The organism is Haloferula sp., from assembly GCF_049672945.1.
Classification (GTDB): Bacteria; Verrucomicrobiota; Verrucomicrobiia; order Verrucomicrobiales; family Akkermansiaceae; genus Haloferula.
The window spans coordinates 1-25,883 of sequence record NZ_JBATWY010000114.1 but is presented as its reverse complement, the minus strand read 5'-3'; the positions used below and the strand labels follow the sequence as shown (position 1 = coordinate 25,883).

At 60.2% G+C, this 25,883-nt stretch carries 9 protein-coding genes and 1 pseudogene; 6 read left to right on the top strand and 4 right to left on the bottom strand.

From position 1 onward, the window contains the following. Positions 1 to 317: 317 nt before the first annotated feature. Positions 318 to 4,130, top strand: coding sequence for a DUF5060 domain-containing protein (locus WBG04_RS10115; RefSeq protein WP_424314295.1), 3,813 nt, complete (start codon positions 318 to 320; stop codon positions 4,128 to 4,130). Positions 4,131 to 4,251: 121 nt separating this feature from the next. On the opposite strand, the gene dnaE is transcribed toward WBG04_RS10115, so the two are convergent. From dnaE to WBG04_RS10100, 3 genes are all read right to left on the bottom strand, one after another. After that, positions 4,252 to 7,719 (bottom strand): DNA polymerase III subunit alpha, encoded by a 3,468-nt coding sequence (gene dnaE / locus WBG04_RS10110; RefSeq protein WP_424314294.1) that lies wholly within the window; start codon positions 7,717 to 7,719, stop codon positions 4,252 to 4,254. A gap of 442 nt (positions 7,720 to 8,161) precedes the next feature. Further along, the gene (gene recQ / locus WBG04_RS10105; protein WP_424314293.1) at positions 8,162 to 10,351 is read right to left on the bottom strand and encodes a DNA helicase RecQ; all 2,190 of its coding nucleotides are present in this window, start codon (positions 10,349 to 10,351) and stop codon (positions 8,162 to 8,164) included. Between the two features lie 65 nt (positions 10,352 to 10,416). After that, entirely contained in the window at positions 10,417 to 11,649 is a 1,233-nt protein-coding gene (locus WBG04_RS10100; RefSeq protein ID WP_424314292.1) for an ATP-binding protein, read from the bottom strand. 340 nt (positions 11,650 to 11,989) lie between these two features. Between WBG04_RS10100 and WBG04_RS10095 the strand changes: the two genes are divergently transcribed. The 4 genes from WBG04_RS10095 (at position 11,990) to WBG04_RS10080 (ending at position 19,580) form a co-directional block, all read left to right on the top strand. Continuing rightward, positions 11,990 to 12,505, top strand: coding sequence for a hypothetical protein (locus WBG04_RS10095; RefSeq protein ID WP_424314291.1), 516 nt, complete (start codon positions 11,990 to 11,992; stop codon positions 12,503 to 12,505). A 146-nt stretch (positions 12,506 to 12,651) separates the two neighbouring features. Continuing rightward, positions 12,652 to 15,720, top strand: coding sequence for a sulfatase-like hydrolase/transferase (locus WBG04_RS10090; RefSeq protein ID WP_424314290.1), 3,069 nt, complete (start codon positions 12,652 to 12,654; stop codon positions 15,718 to 15,720). Between the two features lie 47 nt (positions 15,721 to 15,767). Continuing rightward, positions 15,768 to 17,552: an MbnP family protein gene (locus WBG04_RS10085; protein WP_424314289.1), complete on the top strand. Its 1,785-nt coding sequence runs from the start codon at positions 15,768 to 15,770 to the stop codon at positions 17,550 to 17,552. Between the two features lie 141 nt (positions 17,553 to 17,693). Beyond that, on the top strand, positions 17,694 to 19,580 hold the full coding sequence (locus WBG04_RS10080; RefSeq protein WP_424314288.1) for a hypothetical protein: 1,887 nt from the start codon (positions 17,694 to 17,696) through the stop codon (positions 19,578 to 19,580). Here WBG04_RS10080 and WBG04_RS10075 read toward each other — a convergent pair. Next, positions 19,571 to 25,378: an amino acid adenylation domain-containing protein gene (locus WBG04_RS10075; protein WP_424314287.1), complete on the bottom strand. Its 5,808-nt coding sequence runs from the start codon at positions 25,376 to 25,378 to the stop codon at positions 19,571 to 19,573. The genes WBG04_RS10080 and WBG04_RS10075 overlap by 10 nt on opposite strands. A 179-nt stretch (positions 25,379 to 25,557) precedes the next feature. Between WBG04_RS10075 and WBG04_RS10070 the strand changes: the two are divergent. Next, positions 25,558 to 25,883, top strand: a pseudogene (locus tag WBG04_RS10070) (hypothetical protein); the annotation flags it as partial.

Below are 25,883 nucleotides of genomic sequence, written 5' to 3'. Positions count from 1 at the left end.
GTCCTTGACTCGCCGAACCCTTGCTGATGCCCAGACGAAGGACGAAGTCGTCCAGCGAAAGAGGTTGAGGAGCAATGAATAACAAACCATAGATCTCCCCAATCGAACGCGGCAATCCAAGCACGCGCACGCCATCGACGAAGACATCCACCACCTGCTTCTCCAGGTCGTTCATGCCAATCGCAGGTGTCGCTCCTTCTTCTCGGGTGCCGGGCACGCTTCGCACTATAACCCCTTATTCCGTTTTGTTCAATCTGAAATGAACTTTCGTAAAATGCCGACTACCTTTTTGCCCTTCAATGATGTAGTCGTTCTCGATGAATCGTTTGACCGGTCTGATCCGAATCGCAGGGCTTATCGCATTGGCCGGATTTGGAAGTAAATTGTCGGCTCAAAGCGTTGATTCTCTGGTCCTTATCGACACCAATAGCAATTTACCGGTGGCCGGCTTCAATCCCATTCCCGACGGAGCGACCATTGACACCTCGGTGACCGGCACCGCCCTCAACATTCGGGCCATCACCACTCCCGATCCGACGGGCAGTGTCAAATTCGCGCTTTCTGGAGCGACCACCCACAATCAGACCGAGAGCGTCGCACCCTATGCTCTCTACGGCGACAGCCCCGCTGGCGACTACACTCTCGGCTCCCTAGACAACGGAGCCCACACTCTGATAGCTACCCCATTCACCGGTGCAGGCGGTAACGGAACGGAAGGTACCCCCTTGACCATCACTTTCACCGTCGTCGACGGGCCTCCCCCGGTTTTCTCCGTCAGTGCCGGTCCCGACCGCTCGCTGCTGCTGCCCTCCGATTCCCTCGTGCTTCAGGCAACGACGGCGAATGGCAGCGCCCAGACCTTCAGTTGGTCCCAAGTCTCGGGTCCGAACACGGCAACGCTCGCCGGCCAGGCGACTGCCGCTCTCACCGCCTCCGATCTCGAGGAAGGCGAGTATGTCTTCCAAGTCGATGCCACCAGCACCAGCGATGAGAGCTCCTCAGATCAAGTCACCGTCACCGTCCTTCCCGAGGGGTCGGCCACCGTCACGCTCTCCGGCGACGAGAAAAAATGGCACACGCTGACCCTCGCCTGCTCCGGACCCGCCACCTCGGAAACCGCGACTCCCAATCCCTTCGCCGACTACCGCCTCGACGCCACCTTCACCCATCCCGCCTCCGGCAAAAGCTATCTGGTCCCGGGATTCTATGCGGCCGACGGGATCGCTGCGGACACTTCGGCCACTGCCGGCAACCTGTGGCAGGTGCGTTTCACCCCCAACGAGGTCGGCACTTGGAACTACAGCCTTTCCTTCCGCATCGGCACCGACGTCGCCGTTGATGCCGACCCAGGCGCAGGCACGTCGGCCGGATTCTTCGATGGCGCCACGGGCTCCTTCAGCATTGCCGCGACCGATAAATCCGCCCCCGACCTGCGCGCCAAGGGCCGCCTCGAATACGTCGGCCAGCACCACCTGCGCTTCGCCGAGACCGGAGACTTCTTCATGAAATGCGGCACCGACGCCCCGGAGAACCTGCTCGCCTACGACGACATCGACGCCACTCCGAACGATCAGAAGAATCAGCCGAACCTCCGCAAGTCGTGGTCGCCGCACGCCAGCGACTACAACGCCGCCACCATGTCCGCCTTCACCTGGCAGGGCGGAAAAGGCAGCGAGCTGCTGGGTGCCATCGACTACCTCGCCTCCGAAGGCCTCAACGCCTTTTCCTTCCTCACCTTCAGTCTTGATGGCGATGACGACAACGTCTTCCCCCACCTTCTAACAAACAGCGTCGCCGACTACGAATCCGCCGCCGACAACGCCCGCTGGGCCTCTAACAAGGTCCACCACGACCGCTTCGATGTCTCCAAGCTCGAGCAGTGGAACCGCATCTTCTCCTTCGGTGGAACGCGCGGCATGTTCCTTCATTTCAAAACGCAGGAGACCGAAAACGACGACCGCATGGATGGCGGTTCCCTCGGACGGGAACGCATCCTTTACTACCGCGAGCTTGTCGCCCGATTCGGCCACCAGCTCGCGCTCAACTGGAATGTCGGCGAGGAGAACACCAACTCCGAAACCGTCCGTAAACAGATCGCCGCCTGGTTCGCCGCCAACGACCCCTACCAGCATCCGGTCGTCCTCCACACCTACCCCGGTCAGAAAAACACGGTCTATACCCCGCTGCTCGGTGCGAATTCCGAGTATCACGGCCTCTCGCTTCAGACTTCGAACAGTGCCTTCAACCAGGTCTTCGGCGACACCCTCGAGTGGGTCACCCAGTCCGCAACCGCCGGCAAAAAGTGGGTCGTGGCCTGCGACGAGCCCGGCGATGCCCAGAACTCGCTGCGACCCGACAGCAATCCCGGCAGCTCCCACGTCGACGGCCGCAAGAACGCCCTCTGGGGCAATGCCCTCGCCGGCGGTGCCGGCGTCGAATGGTACTTCGGCTACGGCTTCCCCAACTCCGACCTCACCTGCCAGGATTTCCGCTCGCGCGACAATTTCTGGGACGTCTGTCGCCATTTCCTCGATTTCTGGAACAACTCCGGCGCCCCCTTCTGGACCATGGTCAACCGCAATGACCTCGTCTCCGGTGCCGGCGACAACGCCAACCGCTGCCTCGCCGCCGAAGGCACCCACTACGTCGTCCAACTCTACAACGGCGACAATAGTAGCAGTGGTGGCGTGACCCTCGACCTCAGCGCCGCCGCCGGTGACTTCGTGGTCCGCTGGTTCGACCCACGCAACGGTGGCTTCGCGCAGGGCTCCGTCACGACCGTCAGCGGCGGCGCCACCGTCAATCTGGGCAACGCACCCAGCTCGCCCGGCGAAGACTGGATTGTCCATCTCTCCCCGGCGGCCGATGCCTGCCGGATTCTTTTCGTCCGCGGAGCCGATCGCTCAGGCGGTTTCCTCGAAGCAGGCAACGACAGCCAACGCACCGAACAGCTCGCCGACATCACCAACACCTCCACCTCCGGCGGCAACCACGGCTGGAACTCACTGCGGCTTGCCTTGGAAAACGAAGGCTACATCGTCGACCAGATCACCGAGACTGCGGAAAATGCCAGCGGTGCCTCGCAAGGCATCGCCATCGATTTCTCGGTCTTCGATCTCGATGCCTGGGACCTGCTGGTCTTCGGGTCGAACAACACCACCTATTCCACGGCTTCGACCGATGCCGTGGAAACCTGGATCCGCGAACGCGGAGGCAGCGCCATGTTCATTTCGGACGCGAACTTCGGCGGCTCCTGGCCCGACGCTCCCGATTCCGACCAGAGCTTCCTCAGCCGCTTCGGACTCGTCGTCAATCAGGACCAAGGCACCTACTCCTTGTTCCGTAGTTCCGGCGACTTCACCACCCCGAGCCACCCGGTCCTTGCCGACGTGGATCAATTCGATGGCGAAGGTGTTTCTCCTTTCGTGCTCAATCAACTCCCGGTTCCCCCCGGCACGACCATCACCAAACTCGCCTCAGCCAAAGGCAACACGCGCAATAATGACAGCGCCAGCGGTCAGGGGTCGAGCCGCCCGGTCACCAGCAATGACGCCTCACTCGTGGCCGTCGAAGCCGGCTATGGCCGCGTCATCGGCCACTTCGACCGCAACACCTTCTTCAACCTGAACGGAGCCGGCACCAACATCACCCGCTTCGACAACCAACAGCTCGCCCTCAATCTGGCCGGCTGGCTGACTCGTAAGATCGATCCCATCACTTCTTACCAAGGCTACGCCCAAACCTACTTCGCCGACCTACCCGGCGGCCGCGACGACGCCGGGGCAGCCTTCGATTTCGACTTCGATGGCGACGGCCTGCTCAATGGCATCGAACAAATCCTCGGCACCGATCCGACCTCCCAAAACGATGGACGTTCCAACGCCCCTCAGTTCGAGAACGGCCAACTTTTCTTCCTCCTCGCCAATCCCATTCCTGACGATGTCGTCATTGCCATCGAAGGATCCACGTCGCTCAAACCGGATGAATGGGGCAACGTCGCCAGTCGCCCGATCGGCGGACCCTGGAGCGGCCCGGTCACCGTGACTCCAGAGGGCGCAAACATCCGGGTCACGCTCGACGCCTCCACGCTACCGCGAGAGTTTTACCGCCTCAGCGTCGCCATTCCATAGCAACCAAGTTCCGCCCGTGCACCCGTGGCATGACCGTCCCGGTCGTGATCAAACTGCTTCATTTCACCGAGTCAATCTTGTCCCAGTAACAAGACCTGACCGAGATTGTCATGCCACCTGTTCAATCCATCCAGCGTCCCAGCGCCGATTCCATTTTTTCCCCCCGGCGAACCTTGAACTCCTCACCCAGCTCCATCGTCGCGCGCTTGCCCGCGGAGTTTTGAAAATGGAGCACCACCGGGGTCTTGCCGGGGTTCGCTCCAATCGCCGAGCGGATCTCCTCGAGATCGACTTCCGAATGCCGGGCGGTCCACAAGGTCAGCTCGACGGATTTTCCATTCCCGCCCTTCCCGCGAATCTTGAGTTCACTGAATTCCGATCCCGTCAGCTTTCGCGAGTCAGTTCGGTCATCAATCTGGATCGCCGCTTTGAAACGAATAACCGTCCCCGGGACCATGATCCCGGCATCACGCGCCGGCACAAAGCTCTCACCCCAGACCATCACTTCACGCGATCCGGTGAAATCCTCGATCACCAGAATGCCGAAAGGTTTGCCCGTCTTCGTCACCCGCGCATCGACGCTGCGAATCATTCCAGCAAAGGCATAGCGGTCGCGCGGCCCCTTCATCTCGATATCATCGACCAAACCCAGCTTCTGGTAACGATCGGAGTCGAGTACGGCGCGGAACTTGTCGAGCGGATGACCGGTCACATAGAAACCGAGCAGTTCCTTCTCCATCACCAGGCGCTCGTCCTTGCTCCACTCCTCGACCGCGACCGCGCCCGACGTGTTGGAGACTGCCGGAGCACCACCATAGTCCATCGTATCAAAAAGCGCCACCTGGCCTGCCGCACGATCCTTCTGGGCGGAAGACGCACTCGCACAAACCTGTTCAAGGCGGGCACAAATCCCGGCGCGGGTCTCACCGGTCCAGTCGAAAGCCCCCGCCTTGGCAAGATTCTCAAGGATCCGCTTGTTGACGGTTTTTGAATCCAGCCGGTTGGCGAAATCATCGAGCGATTCGAAGGGGCCGTCCTTCTCCCGGTTCTCGATCGCCTGCGCCATCGCACCACCCCCGACATTCTTGATCGCCGCCAATCCGTAGCGGATCGCCATCGCACCATTCGGTGTCTTCTCCGGAGCGAAACGCAGCTTCGACTTGTTCATGTCCGGCGGCAGGATCTCGATCTTCATCCGGTGGCACTCGGAAACAAAGACGCCGATCTTGTCGGTGTTGTTGATCTCGTTCGACAGCAGACCCGACATGAACTCGACCGGGAAGTTCGCTTTGAGGTAAGCCGTCCAGTAGGAAATGTGACCGTAGCAGGCGGAGTGCGATTTGTTGAATCCGTATCCGGCAAACATCTCGATCTTCTCGAAAATCGCATTCGCCATCTTCTCGTCGATACCGTTGGTTTCCTTGCAGCCCTGAACGAACTTCGTCCGCTCCTTGGCCATCTTCGCCGGGTCCTTCTTGCCCATCGCACGGCGCAGAAGGTCCGCACCACCGAGCGAGTATCCCGCCAGCAGCTTGGCCGCATTCTGCACCTGCTCCTGATAGATCATCACCCCATAGGTGTTGCCGCTGACCTGCTCTAACAGAGGGTGCTCGTAGAAGGGCTTCTTGCGCCCCTTCTTCACCTCGATCATCTGATCGATGAACTGCATCGCACCCGGACGGTAGAGCGCGAGAAGGTCGATGATGTCATCGATCTTTTCGATCTGGTACTTGCGGCAGGTCTCGACCATGCCGCCGGATTCCAGCTGGAACACACCCATCGTTTCCCCGCGATTGAGAATTTCGAAGGTCTTCGCATCGTCCAGCGGCACCTCCTCGATGACGAAATCCGGATGATGCACGCGGATATGCTCCACCGCGTCCTGAATCACCGTCAGGTTTTTCAAACCAAGGAAATCCATCTTCAGCAGGCCGACCTCGGTGATCGCGCCCATGTCATACTGGGTCACGACCTCGCCCTCATTGCCGCGCGTCAGCGGCACATGCTCATCGAGCGAGCGGTCACCGATCACCACCCCCGCCGCGTGGATGCCGACGTTCCGGGTCAGGCCCTCGAGCTTGAGCGCGTAGTCCCAGAGTTCCTGATAAGTCGATGACGATTCGATCAGCTCGACCAGTTCCGGCTTGGCATCCCATTCCTTCTTCAGGGTGACGCCCGGCTTCGCCTCGATCATCTTGGCAATGCGGTCCGCCTCGCCGTAGCTCACGCCCATCACCCGCGAGACATCACGCAGCACGCTCTTCGCGCCCAAAGTTCCATAGGTGATGATGTGGGAAACACTACGTTCGCCGTACTTCTGGCGGACGTAATCGATGACTTCCGGACGGCGGCTCTGACAGAAATCAATGTCGACATCGGGAGGGCTGACCCGTTCCGGATTCAGGAAGCGCTCGAAGAGCAGGCCGAACTTGAGCGGGCAGATGTCAGTAATGCCCATCGCGTAGGCCACCAGCGACCCCGCCGCCGAGCCGCGGCCGGGACCGACCGGAATGTTGTGATCCCGCGCCCACTGAATGAAGTCGGCGGTGATCAGGAAGTACGACGCGAATCCGAGCTGATTGATGATGCCCGCCTCATATTCGAGTCGTTCGACAATCTCGGGCTGCGCCGCCTTCTCCTCCCCGTAGCGGCGGACCAGACCTTCCTTGCAGACGGTCATCAGATACTCTTCACGCGGCGATCCGTCGGGCGACTCGAACTGCGGGTATTTTTCGGAGCTTGTCGCATCCAGCTTGATCTCCACATTGCAGCGCTCGGCGATTTCCAAAGTCGCATCGCACGCACCCGGCACATCGGCGAACAACGCACGCATCTGCTCCGCTGATTTGAAATACACTTCCGGCGTGTAGCGCATCCGGTTCTCATCGATCAGCAACTTGCCGGTGCCGATGCAGATCATCACGTCGTGCGCCTCGTGGTCGTCGGGATTGAGGAAGTGGACATCGTTCGCCGCCACCGGTTTCAGATCGAACTCCTTCGCCAGCTTGAGCAGACCGGGTGTGACCTTCCGCTGGGGCTCAAGGTCGTGGTTGTGGATCTCGACGTAGAGGTTCTCCTTCCCGTAGATGTCGATCAGCTCGGCCATCGTCTCGCGGGCCTTGTCGAAATCGTCGGCCCGGAGCCACTCATTGACCGGCCCGGAAATGCAGCCGCTCAGGCAGATGATGCCCTCCGAATACTTTCGCAGCGCCTCGCGATCAACGCGTGGCTTGCCGTAATAGGATCCTTCGAGGTGCCCGAGTGAGACGAGTTTCTGAAGATTCCCCCAGCCTTCATTCGTCTCGGCGAGGAGAGTCATGTGGCACGAGCGTTTGCGCCCTGGGACCTCCTTTTTGTCCTCCAATTTCCCCGGTGCCAGATAGATCTCACAACCGAGGATCGGCTTCACGCCCTCCTTCTGACAGGCTTGATAGAACTCAATGGCGCCGAAGAGGTTACCGTGGTCCGTCATCGCCACCGCCGGCATCCCCAGCTCCTTCGCCTTGGCCGCCACCTGCTTGCAGCGGGCCATGCCATCGAGCAGCGAATATTCCGTGTGGAGGTGGAGGTGGACGAAAGAGTCGGACATCGGGCAGGCCGAATCTGGACCGCCCCCCCGCCGAGGGCAAGACCGGGAGACGACCAGAATATGGAGAAGGACTTTTTAAGTCCTTCCGCCCAAGCCCAGCAGCCCAAACCACGCCCCACACCCACAACAAACCCTCCCGGCCAAACCAACGGACTTGCAAAGTCCGTCTCCGTATAGCCCATCAAGCAGGGCTCACCCTCAAGCCAGTCCTCACAAATTCACCAAAGCCAGCACGATCCTCGCCTCACCATAGCTCACTTTCCCATTAGCAAGACCGAGAGACGACCAGAATATGGAGAAGGACTTTTAAAGTCCTTCCGCCCAAGCCCAGCAGCCCAAACCACCCCCCACGCTCACAACAAACCCTCCCGGCCAAACCAACGGACTTCCAAAGTCCGTCTCCATATTCCCCATCAAGCAGGACCCACCCCCAAGCCAGTCCTCACAAATTCACCAAAGCCAGCACGATCCTCGCTTGCCCATAGCTGACCTCACCACCCGCCGCCTCGATAATCGGCTTCAGCGGCTCCGTGCCGTTTTCGGCGAAAAGCTTCCGGATCAGTTCCTCCTTTTCCTCACTGAGGTATTTCCGAACATCCAACTCGCGGCCGTCCTCAATCAGTTTGCCAACATGGGTCTCGATGGTGCTGAGACTCAGATCACGCTTGGCCGCGATCTGTTCGAGTGTCAGCCCGGCAGCGAGCAGCGCATCGGTTTCCAAATAGGTGGCCGCAAGTCCGTTCTTGATGCCTCTCGGGTCAAAAACGGGAGCCTTCGGAAGCTTGTCAAGCCGCTCGGAAACCGCCTCCGGATGATCGCTTAGATACTCCGTGATCGCATCGAGAAAGGCCTGTCCATAGGTAAACATCTTATGCTCACCCATCCCATGAACCCTCGCCAAAGTTCCTTTATCCGCCGGCATCAACGCTGCCATCTGACGCAAGGTGCGATCGGCAAAGACCACATACGGCGGAACATCGACCTCATCAGCCACTTCCTTCCGCAAGCGACGTAGATGATCGAAGAGACCGCTGTGAAAGGGGAAGCTTTCCTCCGCCGGGCGACTGCGTGAGCTTTTCTCCGGCTCCACGCGCTGGTCCTCATGCATCGCAAAACTCTGCTCGCCCTTGAGAATCGCCCAGCCTTTCCCCGTGAGTTTAGGAACCGGGAAACTGCCTTCGGAAAATTTGACGGCACCCGCACCCACCAAGGCATCCAGCACCCCGCGCCAATAGCTCTTCGGACGGTCGGCACCCACGCCGTAGGTCTTCAGGCTTTCGTGGCCCGCTTCGCGGATCCTCGCCGTATTCGCCCCGGTGACGATGTCGCAAACGTGTACCGCACCGAATCGCTCACCGCTTCGTGCCATCGCCGACATCACGATCCGCGCTTCACGAGTGACGTCGCTTTGCTTGAAATTCCCATCGCAGAAATCACAGCTCCCGCAGCTTTCCTTCGGATAGTCTTCCGCGAAGTACCCAAGCAGCGCCTTCCGCCGACAACTCGGATTGGCCGCGAAATTCTCCATCGCCTGGAGCAGGCCGAGCAGACGGTTCCGCTCATTCTCGTCCGCCACATCATCAAAGAAGCCGCGGATTTTCATCCCATCGCCCGGCGAGTAGAGCAGCAAACAATGAGAGGGCTCCCCATCGCGTCCGGCACGACCGGTTTCCTGATAGTAGCTCTCGATGTTCTTCGGCACATCGCCATGCACCACGTAGCGGACGTCCGCTTTGTCGATACCCATGCCGAAGGCAATCGTCGCGACGATCACGCGGCAGTTGTCGCGAATGAAATCCTCCTGCGTCTGCTTGCGATCGTCCGCCTCCATCCCCGCGTGGTAGGCCTTCGCATCCACTCCATTCCGGCGCAGGAAATCCGCCGTCGATTCCACGCTCTTGCGGCTCGTCCGGTAGATGATCCCGCACTCGTCTTTCCGCGCCTGAACAAATTCTAACAACTGACGTTCCCAGTCCCGTTTCGCACGCACCTCGTAGTAGAGATTGTGGCGGTCGAACGAGGCCCGAACTTTGACCGCCTGCTCAAGGTTCAAACTCTTTTCGATATCCGCCGCCACCTTCTCCGTTGCGGTCGCGGTGAAGGCGGCAATCGGCGTGTCGGGGAAATGCGTTCGCAGCTCGGTGAGAAAAAGGTAGTCCGGTCGGAAGTCGTGGCCCCATTCGGAAAGACAGTGCGCTTCATCGATCGCGAAAAAGGCCGGTGCCCCGCCCGGACAATCGCGTAACCGATCCAGAAACCCGCCACCTGACAGCCGCTCCGGCGCGACATAAAGGAGATCCAGCTCCCCCGCCCGATACGCCCGCGCCGCTTCGCGGCGCTCTTCGCTACTGATCGAGCTATTCACGCAGCAGGCGCGGATCCCATTCGCACGCGCCGCGTCCACCTGATCCTTCATCAGCGCGATCAGCGGGCTCACCACCACCGCACAACCCTCCGCCATCACCGCCGGCAACTGATAGCAAAGCGACTTGCCACCACCCGTCGGCATCACGCCGAAAACATCCTTCCCCGCCAGCAGCCCCTCCACCAGCGTTTGCTGGTGATCACGAAAGTCATCGAAGCCGAAGACCTCCTTGAGCACTTCACTCGGGCCTGAAGAAATACTGTTCATGTGAACTTGTTAAAAAAGAAGTGGTTCTACTGTCAAACCACAAAATACTCGAAATCTTTAAGCCATCACCATTTCCAAAGCAGCTCCAGCGGCACCGCGATCATCCGCCGATCACCGCCCAACGGCAGGATCGACCTACCGTCGTAGAAGACAATACCACCACGAAAATCATCACCTGCCTGCGACGCGAGCCGCCGCAATCCCTTGCCGTCGGTATCATGCAAGGTGGCTGAAGCCTTCACTTCGACACCCCAGACTTCACGACCACGGGTGATCACCACATCAACTTCCACCTGGTCCTTGTCACGGTAGTGCCAGAAGCGCAGATCCGGATCGGTCCAGCCTGACTGCGCGATCAACTGCTGCACCACGAAGGACTCTAACAGATGTCCGAAGCGATCCCGTTTCGCATTCCAATCCTCTGCCGCCAGTCCGGCCAGCGATGCCGCCAAGCCACTGTCGATCACATGAATTTTCGGCGTCTTGATCAGACGCTTGGCCGAGTTCCGAAACCACGGCGGCAGCTGACGAATCAGGAACAGCCGTTCCAGCACCGTCAAATAACGGTCCACCGTCTGACGATCCAGATGCAGGTCGCTGGCCATCGAAGAGGTATTCAAAAGATTCGCCGTCTGATGAGCCAGCACTTCTAACAGACGCGCGACTTCGCTGCTGTCGCGGACTTTCGCCACATCATGCACATCGCGATCAATCACCGCACGCAGGTATTGCCGGTGCCACTGGCGCGCGCGCTCAGGCGTCCGGCCCTGCGGTTCGGGATAGCCGCCGGCCACAACTCGTCGAATCAGGCTTGATGGCCCTGGCGTGTCTTCCATCAGCTTGCTATCCCACAGCTCCCCCGCGAGCCAACGTTTCACGAACGAACCGCTGCTGCGCTTCTTCTCCGCCTCACTCAGCGGCTGTAGATAAAGACACTCCATCCGCCCGGCCAGGGAGTCGGCCAGCTTCGGCAGTTGCAAAAGATTCGCCGAGCCGGTCAGCAGAAATCGGCCAGGTCGACGGTCTTCATCGACGCTCCGTTTGATCGCGAGCAGCAATTCGGGAACGCGCTGAACCTCATCAAGCGTCGCCTCGTCCGGCAGACGCCCGACGAAACCTTCCGGGTCTTTCCGCGCAGCATTGAGGAGGTTCACGTCATCCAGCGTGAGAAATTTCCGCGAGGCCTTCTGCGCCCGGGCGAGCGTCGACTTCCCACACTGCCGCGGCCCCAGCAGGCACACCACCGGGGTGTCCGCCAAGGCGGCATCCATGGCCCTCTGCAGGTGCCTCGGCAGCATGAATTCAGGTCCGTCCATTTGCGGCACACCCTAGCGTCCAATTGCGGTATTAACAAGCGTCCAATTGTGGTATTTTAGTCCGTCCATTTGTGGTATGACTTAGCGTCCAATTGCGGTATAGACGGTTATAGCACTCTGTAAACCAGTGTTTTATGACATTTTTCATGATCAATTATTTTGACCAAGAATAAGGCCGTCAATCTAGCCAGAAGTTTGATCAAAATTCGGGAAAAATGGCGAATCCGCCCACTTTTACACATCCATTACAAACAAACGCCCTTTCGACACAATTCCCACACAATCGAAGCCCAGATTCACGGGGTAACGTCCAACAGAACTGATGAAAACTACTTACCTTATCCCTGCCATGCTTCTCGGAGCCACGCTTCACACACTCGCTCAAGGTCCCCCCGAAGGCCCACCTCCTGAAGCGGTGGTCAGGGCGATCGACAAAGACCGCGACCACCAAATTTCCAAACGGGAAATCAAGAACGCGACCAAGCAATTGCTCAAGCTCGACGAGGACGAAGACGGAGCCCTCAGCGTTGAAGAACTCAAGCCCGAGCGCCCCAAACGCCGGCTCAGAAAAGATGACGATCAGAATCGTCCTCCCGCACCTCCACCATCGGGCATCATGGAAGCCATCGACACCGACAAAAGCGGCGATCTTTCCAAAGAGGAAATCGAAGCGGCTTCCGCATCCCTCGCCACGCTCGACAAAGACGAGGATGGGGAACTCAGCGCCGATGAAGCCGGACTCAAGATGCCCGAAGATGGACCTCCAGGCGGAGGACCAGGTGGCCAAGGGGGCCCAGACAGCCCACCCCGTGGAGGACCACGCGGCCCGGGACGCTGAGATCCCGAAACCTTCCATTCAAAGCCGCTCCGCATCCCGCGTGAGCGGCTTTTTCTTTCCCTGGAACGCGAACTCACAGAGTCTTAACAATCAAAATAGCAACCCTTTCCTCCCGTTGCGGTTTCGCCTTGAAAGCCACCTCTTCCATGATTCGCTCACTCTTCATTTCCATTGCCCTCACCCCACTCCTCCTCGCTGATCCGATCACCTCCTCATGGTTCACCGACCTTTCCGGACAGTATGCGCGGGTCTACCCAAGCGTCACCGAGGAAAATGCCATCGAGCCCCAGACCAGTTGGAACCACCCGAATGGCGGCGCCAGCCAACCCAGCCCCACCTACGCCGGCGTCAGCGAGGTCTCCACCACTGACAGCGACCTCTACATCCGCACCTCCGGCCTCGCCTTCCACGTCATGGGCCCGTGGTACGGAGGAAACGGCAACCTCTTCCCGAACTACCCGGCCAATATCGCTCGCACCGCCCGCTTCCCGCTGACTCCCGAAGAGGCCCCCATGCCCAAACCTCTCACCGGACTTGGCGCGATCGGATACTTTGTGGACGGCGTCGCAATGTTCGATTCGCGCGATGCCTTCTCCTACATCAGCGATCAGATGCGTGACTCCGGTCCTGGCGACGGGCAGGACATCGGCGACGACGTCTGGAACCGCGATGCCTACGTCAATGAATCCGATACCTTCGACCCGGCATTCGCCCACCAGGCAGGCGGCACCCATCACTACCATGCCAATCCGCCGGGACTTCGTCACCTGCTTGGGGATTCCGTAAACTACGATATCTCCAGTAATACTTATACCGAAGCTCCCGATGGCGGCCACTCCCCGATTCTCGCCTGGACTTTCGACGGCTTCCCCCTCTATGGCCCCTACGGCTATTCCGACCCGCTCGATCCCGGCAGCGGAGTACGGCGCATGATATCCGGCTACCAGATGCGCGACGGCTCGAACGGCTCCACCAATCTCGCTGCCGTCGGCCGCACGACCCTTCCCGAATGGATCACCCGCAACGAAGACGCCCGTACCAATCCGCTTGCGACCAGCCAATACGGTCCCGTCGTCAATGCCACCTACACCCTTGGTCACTACCTTGAAGACTACGCCTACAAGGGCGACCTCGGCCTGATCCTCGGCACCGACTTCGACCTCGACGAATACAACGTCCGCTGGTGCGTGACTCCGGAATTCCCGACCGGAACCTGGGCCTACTTTTCCTGCATCGCCGCCGACGGCACTCCGGTCTTTCCCTACAATATCAGCCGCTACTATTTCGGCACCGTCCAGGGCGCGAACAACGTCACCATCCCGGCCAATGTCACGACCATCTGGGAAGGTGGACCGGAAGCAGCGCTTGAAACCAAATCGATCGAAGTCGAGCAAGACACTGGCGACGTAACCATCACCTGGTCCACCGTCGAAGGTGGCCAATACCTCATCGAGTCCTCGGATCTCGAAGAACCATGGGAATCGGTGGCCTCCCCGCGCGCCGACAGCTCCTCCACCACCCTCATCGATCCAAACCGCGCGGCGACGGATCCATCCCGCTTCTACCGCGCCGAGTTCCAGTATCTCGCTCCCTTCGATGACAACGGCTTCGCCTACGACAATTCCATCGTCAGCGAGGGCCCGCAGCACAACGTCCTCCTGCTCATTCTTGACGATTGGGGCATCGACTCGTCCGCACTCTACAACGAAGAGCCCGGAGCCCAGCTGGCCAACATGCCGAACCTCGAAGCCCTCGCCGACGCCGGCCTCCTTTTCACCCGAGGCTATGCCCAACCCATCTGTTCACCGACACGCGCCACCCTGCTCACCGGCCGCCAACCCTACCAGCACACCGTCGGCAACCCGCAGGCCGACTCCACCCTTCCCTCCTCCGAACTTACCTTCCCGGAAATCATCAGCACCGAAGCCCCCGACTACGGCCTCGCTTCCTTCGGAAAGTGGCATCTCGGCTCCGGCGATTCCGGACCGTTCACGAACGGCGGCTGGCCGAACTTCACCGGCACTCTCAGCGGTGGCGTGCCGGACTACGCCGCTTGGACACGGATAAAAATTGAGAACGGCATCCTCACCGACACCGGCACTGATGTTACCACCCTCGTCCCCGGAACCTACGCCACTCCCTACGCCACCTCCGTTCAGGTTGACGAAGCCGCTTCATTCATCACCTCCCAAGGCAGCGATCCCTGGGTCGTCTGGATGGGATTCAACGCCCCCCACGATCCCTTTCATGACCCTGCCCCCTACGTCGACATCGACTATTCCACCGACGGCAGCACCAATCGCGACCTCTACATCAAAATGCTCGAAGCCCTCGATCACGAAATTGGCCGGCTCCTTGAATCCGTCGATCTCACGACCACGAATATCATCGTCGTTGGCGACAACGGCACTCCCGGCCAGGTCGATCAGGCTCCCGCAGGCGGACTCGCCGCCGCCAAGGGCTCGCTCAATGAAGGCGGCATCCACGTGCCCTTCTTTGCCACCGGACCCGATGTCACCGTCACCGGCACCACCGACAAGATGGTCCATGTCGTCGATCTCTTCGCCACCATCCTTGAACTGACCAACATCAATGTCCCCACGGCCACCCAGGGAATCGACATCCACTCCCAATCCCTCGTTCCCATCTTCCGTGGCACCGACATGGCCGACCGTTCCATCATTGCCGAGAAATTCGGACTCAACGACCTCGATGGCCGTGCCCTCATGATGGACGACTGGCCGCAGTACAAACTCATTTCATTCCAAGACGTCTCCGACCCTGACGACATCCCGACCTACCAGATGTATGAGCTGGGAAGCAACGGCGTCGAATCAAACACTCTCACCACCCCACCGAATCCCGGCGACGCACACGAAGCCGCCTACAATGCCCTGCTGGCCAAAGACCAATCGCTGGTTCCCCCCATACCCACCGGCGACACCCTTTACCTCCAGCTTCCGACCCAAACCGGTCCCGCCGGAGTCCCGATGAATGCCGGTCTCGCCCCTGATTCGATCACCGTTGATGGCGTCACTGCCACCTTCATCGCCCGCTTCGATCCGTCTGATACCTATGATCAGTTCTGGATAAAATGCACCGTCCCGGATACCATCTCCGCCCCCTACACCACCGCGACCGTTACCTTTCCCAACAATCCAAACACCGGTGCCACCCGGGTCTTCAACGCCATCCAGATCATCAAATCCCCCTGAGCTCCCAATCAGGATAAACTCTTGCAAATCCTTCACCCACAGGAGCCATGATGAGTAAAGCCAAGGCGTCTCGCCTCGCCAAATGCGTGCTTAGCCTATCACTGCTCACTGCTCACTGCTCACTTGGCACTTCATTACACCTCGACTTCATCCACGAAGTCGACGGCAGACCCCTGCTCATCGACTCCCTCCGCTACGGGAACTCCAGTAGCGAAACCTTCTCCCTCACCCGACTCGAATGGCTGGCCACCGACTTTTCTCTAACCACCTCCACCGGCAACACCCTCGTCATCCCGAACTCGACCGCCTTCATTTCCACACGAGGCACCACCTTCACGCTTCCCGATCTCCCTGCAGAAAAGATCACCGCGATCACCTTCCACATCGGACCGGACGAAAAGACCAATCACTCCGATCCCGCCCAGTACACCGCCAACCATCCCCTCAATCCCAACCTCAACAAGCTCCACTGGGACTGGCAGGGCGGCTACATCTTCCTCGCCCTCGAAGGTCACTGGCGCGCCGACCCACAACAGGGGAGCGTGGGCGTCCCGCCCACTGATCAACCCCGAAGTCAAAATCACCCCGGCGGATTTGCCTATCACTTCGCCCGCGATCCCAACCGCACGAAGATCACGCTCCCGATCAAACTCGACCTGCACCACGAATCCCGCGTCACCATTGCGCTCGACCCCCAGAAGCTTCTAACAGACCTGTCCTTTGCTAAAGACGGAGCCACCACCCATTCCGCCGAGGGCGACCCCGTCGCCGAGCACCTCAAAACCAAGCTCCCATCCGCCTTCCGCATCACTGGCATCCAAAAAGGCGGCATCCCCAGGCCACCGAATCCCCCCGCGCCGATCGACCTCCCCGCCAATCCCCAAGGCTACCCCATCACCCTTCCCAAGCACATCCCGCTCCCCGCCCTCCCCAGCGACAACCCCATTCTAACAACCCGCGTCGCCCTCGGCGAAAAACTCTTCCACGAGCCCAAGCTCTCCCGCACCAACACCATCTCCTGCGCTTCCTGCCACCAGGGCGAAACCCTCAGCGACCCCCGCCAGTTCAGCCCCGGCGTCGATGGCGACCACGCCAACCGCCACTCCATGCCGCTCTTCAACCTCGCTTGGAAAAGCAGCTTCTTCTGGGACGGCCGTGCCGACACCCTCCGCACCCAGGCCCTCATCCCCATCTCAGACCACCTCGAAATGGACGAGTCGCTGGAGAACGTCGTCGCCAAACTCAAGACCGACCCCACCTACCCTCCCCTCTTCGCCGCCGCCTTCGGCTCCGGAGACATCACCCCGGAAAACATCGGGCTCGCGATCGAGAACTTCCTGCTCACCCGCCTCAGCCTCGACTCCAAACTCGACCAATCGCTCAAAGGCAAAGACACTCTAACAAGCGAAGAACAACGTGGCTTCGAACTCTTCTTCACTGAATCCGAACCGCGCCTCGGCCAGCTCGGTGCCGACTGCTTCCACTGCCACGGCGGTGCGCTCTTCACCGACCACTCCTTCCACAACACCGGCCTCAGCACCACCGATGACCTCGGCCTCGAAAAAACCACCGGCAAAAAAAGCGACCGCTACAAGTTCAGCACTCCAAGCCTGCGCAACGTCGCCCTCACCGCCCCCTACATGCACGACGGCCGCTTCGCCACGCTCGAGGAAGTGATCGATCACTACAACTCCGGCTTCGAGCTCAGCGAAACCCTCGACCCCAACCTCGCCAAACACCCCACCGGCCTCGGCCTGAGCGAAGCCGACAAAGCTGCTCTCGTCGCCTTCCTCAAGACCCTTACCGACCCCGCCATGCAGCCCGCCGAGTAAGGAGTGGCGCTTTCCAAAGCGCCATGAGTGGGCAAGGCGGCATTCCTGGCGCCCAAACTCTCCTTCCCAGCCCGACAAATCAGCTCGCAAATTCAGACCCAGTGAGCGATACCCCTCTCGGTCCAGAGAAAGGAGTTATCGATGCGCCCCCGAAAAATCCGCATCTCGATTTCACAGGCAAATTGGATCGCGGCGTCCTTGCTCCTCGCTCTCACGCCCCTTCGAGGAGAATCGGCTCCTGCTGCCCATCCCTTCATTCTCAAAGACCCCTCACGCGTCGATGGTTCCAACCTGCGCAAGGTCATCCCTCTCGATGAACTCCCGGCACGTGTCCAGCACCCCGCCGGTGGAGTCCACTTGATCCCCGACCTGTCGGATCAACGAGATGGCTACGCCGTATTCTACCTGATCAACGATACCGACGAGCCGATCCGTGGCATCATCGGGCCGTCATCCAATGTCTGGTCCGAAGTCCGGATCGGCGGCCATTGGTTCGACCGCAAACCGATCAAACCCGGCTGCGGAACCACATTCCCACCGCGGGACCTTCCAGCAAGATCCGCCCTTGCGGTCAGCGGGATCACCCCTGCCAGCGGCGACACCGACGCCATGATCCGATACCGGAGCTGGGCCAATGGTGTCTACTTCAGCACGCCCCCGATCCGGGGCAAATATGTCGCCGCGGAACTCGCTGAGGTCATGGCAAACGCCGGCCGCTGCGACACCCTCCATCGGGAATTCAAAATGGGGCTCATCGAAGGCCGATGGGGCGACAACCTCGTCGCCAAAAACCCGGAAGAGTTCGCAGCCATGCTGGAACTCCTTCGCAACAGCCAGCAATGCCTGGAGGGACGCCAGCTCATCATCGATTGGGTGAGCGATGAAATCTCATCGGACCTCCAGTTCCGCGAACGAATCAAGGCAATCCTCACGGATGCATGGCTCGCGCACCGAGACGAGCAGATGCTTGTCGATCGCTGCCTTGCCGCCATCCAAAACACCAGCGATCCAGCCTACGGAACACCGGAAAACTGCCCGGGGGTGGTCTGGAGATTTCTGACTTTCCGCAACCCCAACCACCTCCATTCCTCTCGATCCAGAGATTATCGGAAGCCACTGCCCGAATCCTCCAAACGCCTGGTCGAGCTCGCCGTTGAAGCCCTCGATGGCGACGACCTCGCAGCCGGCGACTCCGCCGCGCAATTCCTCGCCACGCATTCCTTTGGCGTCCGATCCTACCCGGAGGAACAGGTCATTCGCTTCCTCGATGACCAGCGGGAGCCGCGCATTCGTGCCGGATTGGCCGGGTTGGCCAGACGGAATATCGGCAATCAGGCCGGACCGTGGATGCAGCAGTGGATCGGGAAGGACGATGCCTTGCTGTGGGAAGCCTACTTTGTCCTGCTTCCATCATTGGACAATCAGCCACAAGAGTGGGAAACCAAGGTCATCGACCATTTTCTCGCCACTCGGCCTCTGGATTTTCTTCAGCGGCTGCAAGGCAATCGATCCTCCAGGAAAAAAGAGGAAGCCCTTCGAGCAAAGGGCGATGCCTTGCGAAGTCTACTGAGAGAAGAGCTTCAGCCCGAGCGATTGGAATACTGGAATCAACTCACCAAGAGTAAGAAGAATCAAAGCGCCGACTATCCAGAGAGCTCCAACTACCGAGGTCTTTGCAATGCCATCCGCCTGGTGGCTTCGATTGGCGATCCGAAGGATACCGCATTGCTGCAACAATACCTCGGACACCCGGCCACCGGAAGAGTTTCAAGCTCTCCCAAGGATGGCACCAAACTGGACTTTCCCGTCAGGTCTGCCGCAGTGATGGCGCTGCGCGAGCGGGGTCACGATATCCCTGAAACGGTGGCGACCAAGTTGGTGATCCCGGAAACCGGCAATGAGCAGGCAGCCAACCCAATCTCCCACTCACGATGGACTTGGATCATCACAAGCCTGCTGCTCCTGTCGCTTTCGATTTGGCTCATCCGCAAGAGAATTGATCGAGGCGAATCAAGACCTCAGCCTTGATCCCGCTTCCGCGAAAACAAGCCCCTCAACACCGTCGCCACCTCCTTCGCCGAGTGATTCCTCAGGAACTCCTCATGCCGGCCGGACACGGTATAAATCTCAAACGGCGTCGGCGGCTTCCATCCAAGGTTCGGATCGCGCGGCAGCCAGCCTTCATCAAAGGCACGGATCAGCACCAGTCGTTCGGCGTTTGGAAGCCGTGCCTCATGCCGATGCAGCGCCTCCCAATGCCGGATTGCCCGCTCGCGGGAGTCGTCATCAAGCACCTCCAGATCGAGCACCCCATGCAGATCGGGAATGAACTCGTCCTTCTTGACCAACTGCTCGACCTTCGACGACGCCGCACGCTGCTTCATCTTCAGACGGCGCAGGAAGCTCGTGCCATCGCGCCGAATCAGACTGCCGATCCGTGAGGGCAGCCGTTCAAAAATGTGGAGCCAGTTGCCAAGCCTCAACCACCAACCACGCCTCACACCGGCACGCGGCGGACTGGACTCTAACAATGCAAGCAACTCAACGGTCTCACCCGCATCGGTGAGTTGACTTGCGATCTCGGCCGCAACATTGCCACCGAAACAAAATCCAGCGAGGCGATAAGGCCCCTGCGGTTGCACCGAGCGAATGCTCTTCACATGCGCCGCCGCGATCTCGGTGAGGGAATCAAAGGTCTTCGTGCCTTCGGCAATGCCGTAGGAATCGGTAACATCGGAAAGCATGGCGGCAGTTTCACGATAAGGCAGCAGTCCCATCCCGCCGTCCACAAGCGTGTGAACCCAGAACAGAGGGTTCCCGCCGCCGCCCTTCGAAAGCGGGATCGCCCGCGGGCGTGCCAGATCGGCCGCCGCATCCGAACGCAATCGCTCGGCCATGCCCGCCGGCGTGGGACGGTCGAACAACCAGTCGAGAGGAATCTGAAGCCCCGTCTCGCGGCTCGCCGCCGTGGCGAGTCGGGCCGCCAGCAACGAGTGCCCGCCAAGGTTGAAGAAGTCATCATCCGGAGCCACCTGGTCGACCTTCAGCACCCTTGCCCACAGCCGGGTCAGGTCGTGAACCAAGGGGTCCATCGCCTCCGGCCCGCCACCCGTCTCCGCCATGGGAAGCGCCCGGGAAGCAAGGTCCCTGCGGTCGATCTTGCCACTCGCCGTCAGCGGAAAAACATCGATCGGAATTAGCAGCGCGGGAACCATGTAGTCCGGCAACAAGGCCTTGAGATGATCGTTCAGAACGCGGATCCCGACACCGGAGGAAGAACGAAAATATCCAGCCAGTCGATCTCCTATGAGTATCGTAGCAGCCTCCTCGACCTCCGGATGGGAAAGAATCGCGTTGTCGATCTCCCCAAGCTCGATCCGGAAACCCCGCAGCTTGACCTGGTCATCGGTCCGGCCAAGGCATTCGATCTCACCATTTGGAAGCCACTTCGCGAGGTCACCGGTCCGGTAAAGTCGCTCGCCGCCAATCACGACAAAACGCTCGGCGGTCAGCTCCTCACGTTTCCAATAGCCAATCGCCAGACCATCGCCACCGATCAGCAGTTCACCGGGCATGCCCGGTGGCGTTGGTAGGTCTGCGGAATCGAGAATCCGGATCGAAGTATTGGCAATCGGGCGCCCAATGGTGATGCCTTCGGGGTCCGCCGGGACCGGCCAGACGGTCGACCAGATCGTCGTCTCGGTCGGTCCGTACATGTTCCACAGCTCGGCACCGAGCGGCCGCAGTTTCCGCGCCAGCGGCAGGTCGATGGCCTCGCCACCGCAAAGGATCCGCAGCTTTGACGAACCCTGCCATCCGGCATCGATCAGCATCCGCCAGGTTGCCGGAGTCGCCTGCATCACCTCCGGATCAGCGGTTTCCAGTCGCTTGCGAAGCGCGGCGGCATCGCGCGCTGTCTGGCTGGAAACGAGATCCACCGTCCCCCCGCAAACCAACGGCAGGAAGAGCTCGAGACCCGAGATGTCGAAAGAAACGGTGGTCACCGCGAGCAGCTTCTCGCCTTCGCTAAAGCCCGGAGTCTCGGCCATGCTGAGGAGAAAGTTCGACAGCGCGACGTGCGGAATCACCACGCCCTTCGGCTTTCCCGTCGAACCGGAGGTGTAGAGAATGTATGCGGGATCCCCAAGGTCAGGTGACTCGTTCTCACCAGCAGGATGATCGAAGAGCGACGCCTCGAGTTCGATCACATCGATGCCTTCAGGCACGCGATCCTTGTACTCTGCCGACACCAGCACACGGATCGCTTGCTGATCTTCAAGGATCAGGGAAAGACGACTCGCCGGATTGCTCGGATCGAGCGGGAGATAGGCGGCGCCGCATTTCCAAATTGCGAGCAAGGCGCAAGGAAGGTCGAGCGTGCGATCAAGAAGTAGAGCGACACGGTCTCCGCGCTTCACCCCCTCGGAGCGGAGCCCGGCAGCAAGTGCATCGGAGCGGCTTGCGAGATCCTCATAGCTGAGTGATGCCTCCGGTGTGACAAAGGCCGACCGCCCGGGATGGCGCAACACGCGCTCGGCGACCATCTCCAAAGTCGTCTTCTCGAGAAAGCCCGGCCGCTCCGGACCATTGGCAAAGTCCTCCAATTGACGGCCATCATTTTCCGACAACACGCCGAGTCGCCCGACCGCCGTTTCAGGTGCACGGCAGGCGGTCCTCAGCAGGGCAAGGTAGCGATCCAACATCGCTCGCACGGTTTCCTCACGGAAGAGATCGCTGCGATACTCGAACACCAGCTGCGTCCGGTCCGGAAGACGAACACTCACCAGACTAAGATCAAACTGTACCGCGCCGCGGTGAATCAGCATCGGCGTGCATTCCAGTCCACCGCCCCAACTCCGTGGCATCGGCAGCTCCTGGTGATCGAACATCACTTGCGCGATCGGTGCCCGGTCACGCGCCCGCTCCGGCCTCAGCGCTTCGATGATCTTCTCAAAAGGCGCCTCCTGATTCGCCTGCATCCCGAAGGAGGCGCTGCGAACACGCTCGATCAGATCGGTGAAACTCTCGCCTTCATCAAGCGTGACCCTCAGGGGCAACGTGTTGACCAGGGTGCCGACAAGATCACCGGCGATGGCATGATGACGGTTGGCCACCGGCACCGCGGATACCAGGTCATTTCCGCCACCGTGCGACCGAAGCAGCATCAGCCAGGCCGCGAACCTGACCATGAACGGCGTCGCCCGGCACTTCCTCGCAAGCTCGGCAATGGCCACCTCAATTTCGCCCGGAAGGTCGCGCAGAACCGCGCTACCGTTCGAGCCCACCGTCGGCGGACGACTGAAATCCGTGACCAGCTCGAGTTTCCCGTCGTGACCCTTGAGGTGCTCCTTCCAGTACGCGATCTGCTCATCAGCGGCACCGTCGTCAATCCGCTTCCGCTGCCACGCGGCATAGTCGACGAAATCCGGACCCATCGCAAACACATCCGGAACTTTACCGCTACGATAAATCTCGTAGCTTGCTGCCAGCTGACTCACGAAAACCCTCGCCGACCAACCGTCGGCGACAACATGGTGCGCACAAAGCCCGAGGACATGCCGCTCCGGTCCGGTCGCAATCAGGCAAAGACGGATCGGGGATTCCGAAGCCAGATCAAAGGGCCGCCGTGCAAAGTCAGCGAGCTCCACAGTCACCTCGCCGGAACGCCGCTCAATCGGCGAAGTCGGACTGTCAAAGCTCATCAACGCCTGCCCATCCTTCTCGATCGAACGGGTCCGGAGGATCGGATGGCAGACCAGAAAGTGCTGGTAGGCCTTTTCAAGCGCCTCGACATCGAGCGGACCACGCATCTCCAGCGCACCGAACACGTGATAGGCGGCGCTCTCCGGTTCAAGCCGGTGCAGGAAGGCCATCCGCTCCTGGGAATGACTGATGCGGCCCGACTCGCGACCGGAACCCGGGACGATTTCCTCAAGCGGAGCCGCCGGCTGGCGCTTCTCAATCCTATCCGCAAGCGACTGAAAGTCTGCGACATCAAAGAAATCCGAATGATCGATCGCGACCCCGGTCGACGCCCGCAAGTGGGCGATGATCCGGGTCGCATCGATCGAACTGATGTCGAGAGTGGAAAGGCTGTCGCCGGGTCGCAGACCGGCATGACCCGTGACTTCCCCGACCGCTTCCATCAGCGACTCGCGCACTGTTAGATTTCCATCCACTTCGTCAGGCAGACTCGACGCTCCATCGTCAAAAACCACCGGCAGTCTGCCCTGTTCGAAGGCCTCGCGGATGCCATGACGCTGGATCTTGCCACTCGTCGTCCGAGGCAACAGGCCGGGCCTGACCAGCAGGACTCGCTGCACCGCATACTCGCCGCGCGACGCCATCGCCACTCGCAGACCGGCACAAAACTCCGCTTGATCGTCCTTCGCCAGTCCGCCCAGTTCGATAGCCAGTCCGGTGCCTTCACCACGCCCCGTATCGACCGGGAAAGCACCGACCGCGACCAGCTTCGGCTCCACCGAAATCGCCACCGCCTCGATGTCTTCCGGCGAAACATTGACGCCATCGACAACAATCAGATCCTTGATCCGGCCAACGACGTAAAGATTGCCCTCCTCAACAAATCCAAGATCCCCGGATCTCAGCCAGCCATCGCGAAAGGCCTCCGCCGACGCCTCGGCTCGCTTCCAGTAGCCATCGGCAAGCGACTCGGCGGCGATCTCGATTTCACCGGTCTCGCCTTCCGGCAATGGCTTCCGACTGTCGTGATCAACAATCCTCAGACGTGTTCCTCCGATGCACTTGCCACAGGAAACCTGTCTGGAATCGCGCTGCGAAACCCGCCACTGTTCGGAGTCGTCGAAGACGTGGGAATTCACCACCAGCGTCGCCTCCGCCAAACCGTATCCAGGACTGAGGGCTCGCGGATCAAAGCCACAGGGCTCAAAACGCTCGGCAAAGCGTTCGAGCGTGTCACGACGCACCCGCTCGGCCCCAATCGGAGCGAGCGTCCAGCACGAGAGATCCAAACTGGAGAGGTCCTCATCCGAAACGGAGCGAAGACACCATTCGAGTGCGAAGTTCGGACCGCCGCTCATGTTCGCGCGATAGCGGCTGATCGCCTGCAACCATCGCGCCGGCTTTTGTACGAAGTGATCCGGCGCCATCCAGGTCAAGGGAGTCCCCGCACGCAGCGAGTAGAGAAGCTTCAACACCAGACCCATGTCGTGATACGGCGGCAACCAGCTCAGAATCGAATCCAACTCACGCGGCTCGAGCGCTTCATGGATCCGCTCGAGGTGACCCATCAATGTCCCGTGACGCAGCACGACCCCTTTCGGCGAAGCCGTGGATCCGGAGGTGTATTGAAGCAGACAGGGAAGCCCGTCATTCGCAGCCGGCTCGAACTCGATCTCATCCGACGCCATCTCTGAGGGATCGAGAAAAGTCAGACCAGCCAGTTCCCGGGTCGGCACCTCACCAAGGCAGACCACTGCGCCACAGTCTTTCCGGATCGCCTCGAGACGTGCCCGATGACGACTCCCTTTCGCCGGATAGGCCGGCACAGCGATGGCACCGGCATTCCAAGCACCGAAAAGTGAAGCCATGAAGGCCGGACCGGGAGGAGCCGTGATCAACACCGGCTCACTGCCCAACTTGCGATCGATCAGACCAGCCGCCACCGCCAGCGCATCCCGCCGGAGCTCCGAGTACGTGACCTCGACCTCATCGGTCTCGCCGTCCTTGAGAAAACGAAACGCCAAAGCCTCCGGAGTTTCCTCGGCTCGATGGCGGAGGAAATCGGATATCGAGGCAGCCGATGGAACACATGGCCTGCCTGCTGGGCTTGGGGCACGGGCCATTTAAAAAAAACGCCGGAAGTCGGGGGGCGCTGGAATTGAATCTACCCAAAAAACCCTCCTCCTGACCACCCCGCGATGCCGTAGGCCAAAGCTCCCAGTCGACTTGGGTTTTTTGATGTCCGCTCGACAAGTCTGTCTTCCCGGCAATAGCTGAGGGCGTGGAAACTCGCCCGCTGACGATGAATGCCCTGATCCCGATGATCGCCGCCGCAGGCGTGCTTTCGACAGCCTGCGTCTACACCCCCGCAATCGAACCACGCCCTGACAGCTGGGCCCAGCCAATCCAAAGCCCGCGACTTTCGAATCTTCACCAAGTCTCACCAGAACTCTACCGCTGCGCGCTGCCGGATGAAGAAGGTTACCAAGCCGCCCAAGAACTCGGCATCCAGACGATCATCAATCTTCGACCCTCGAAATCCGCGGAGACGCCAGAAGGAACCATCGCCAACTACATCAACATCCCGGTCCACACCGGATCACCAACTTACGATCAAGCACGGGAGTT

Excerpts from the sequence above, each read along its gene's own strand:
- WBG04_RS10075 (WP_424314287.1), bottom strand. The coding sequence starts at position 25,378 with ATGGCCCGTGCCCCAAGCCCAGCAGGCAGGCCATGTGTTCCATCGGCT.
- recQ (WP_424314293.1), bottom strand. The coding sequence starts at position 10,351 with ATGAACAGTATTTCTTCAGGCCCGAGTGAAGTGCTCAAGGAGGTCTTC.
- WBG04_RS10100 (WP_424314292.1), bottom strand. The coding sequence starts at position 11,649 with ATGCTGCCGAGGCACCTGCAGAGGGCCATGGATGCCGCCTTGGCGGAC.
- WBG04_RS10080 (WP_424314288.1), top strand. The coding sequence starts at position 17,694 with ATGCGCCCCCGAAAAATCCGCATCTCGATTTCACAGGCAAATTGGATC.
- WBG04_RS10085 (WP_424314289.1), top strand. The coding sequence starts at position 15,768 with ATGATGAGTAAAGCCAAGGCGTCTCGCCTCGCCAAATGCGTGCTTAGC.
- WBG04_RS10090 (WP_424314290.1), top strand. The coding sequence starts at position 12,652 with ATGATTCGCTCACTCTTCATTTCCATTGCCCTCACCCCACTCCTCCTC.
- WBG04_RS10115 (WP_424314295.1), top strand. The coding sequence starts at position 318 with ATGAATCGTTTGACCGGTCTGATCCGAATCGCAGGGCTTATCGCATTG.
- WBG04_RS10095 (WP_424314291.1), top strand. The coding sequence starts at position 11,990 with ATGAAAACTACTTACCTTATCCCTGCCATGCTTCTCGGAGCCACGCTT.
- dnaE (WP_424314294.1), bottom strand. The coding sequence starts at position 7,719 with ATGTCCGACTCTTTCGTCCACCTCCACCTCCACACGGAATATTCGCTG.